The organism is Corynebacterium sp. HMSC05E07, assembly GCF_001807225.1.
Classification (GTDB): Bacteria; Actinomycetota; Actinomycetes; order Mycobacteriales; family Mycobacteriaceae; genus Corynebacterium; species Corynebacterium singulare.
The window spans coordinates 1-1,108 of record NZ_KV788204.1 but is presented as its reverse complement, the minus strand read 5'-3'; the positions used below and the strand labels follow the sequence as shown (position 1 = coordinate 1,108).

The 1,108-nt window shown below is 54.7% G+C and carries 1 rRNA gene; it reads left to right on the top strand.

From position 1 onward, the window contains the following. A 16S ribosomal RNA gene (locus tag HMPREF3149_RS01630) occupies nucleotides 1–1,064 on the top strand; the annotation flags it as partial. Nucleotides 1,065–1,108 lie beyond the last annotated feature (44 nt).

Below are 1,108 nucleotides of genomic sequence, written 5' to 3'. Positions count from 1 at the left end.
GTGACGGTACCTGTATAAGAAGCACCGGCTAACTACGTGCCAGCAGCCGCGGTAATACGTAGGGTGCGAGCGTTGTCCGGAATTACTGGGCGTAAAGAGCTCGTAGGTGGTTTGTCGCGTCGTCTGTGAAATTCCGGGGCTTAACTCCGGGCGTGCAGGCGATACGGGCATAACTTGAGTGCTGTAGGGGAGACTGGAATTCCTGGTGTAGCGGTGAAATGCGCAGATATCAGGAGGAACACCGATGGCGAAGGCAGGTCTCTGGGCAGTTACTGACGCTGAGGAGCGAAAGCATGGGTAGCGAACAGGATTAGATACCCTGGTAGTCCATGCCGTAAACGGTGGGCGCTAGGTGTAGGGGGCTTCCACGTCTTCTGTGCCGTAGCTAACGCATTAAGCGCCCCGCCTGGGGAGTACGGCCGCAAGGCTAAAACTCAAAGGAATTGACGGGGGCCCGCACAAGCGGCGGAGCATGTGGATTAATTCGATGCAACGCGAAGAACCTTACCTGGGCTTGACATACACCAGATCGCTGCAGAGATGTAGTTTCCCTTGTGGTTGGTGTACAGGTGGTGCATGGTTGTCGTCAGCTCGTGTCGTGAGATGTTGGGTTAAGTCCCGCAACGAGCGCAACCCTTGTCTTATGTTGCCAGCATTTTGGTTGGGGACTCATGAGAGACTGCCGGGGTTAACTCGGAGGAAGGTGGGGATGACGTCAAATCATCATGCCCCTTATGTCCAGGGCTTCACACATGCTACAATGGTCGGTACAACGCGCAGCGACACTGTGAGGTGGAGCGAATCGCTGAAAGCCGGTCTTAGTTCGGATTGGGGTCTGCAACTCGACCCCATGAAGTCGGAGTCGCTAGTAATCGTAGATCAGCAATGCTGCGGTGAATACGTTCCCGGGCCTTGTACACACCGCCCGTCACGTCATGAAAGTTGGTAACACCCGAAGCCAGTGGCTCAAACTTGTTAGGGAGCTGTCTAAGGTGGGATCGGCGATTGGGACGAAGTCGTAACAAGGTACCCGTACCGGAAGGTGCGGGTGGATCACCTCCTTTCTAAGGAGCATTATTTTTTAGGCACCAGTTGGTGTTTAACCATC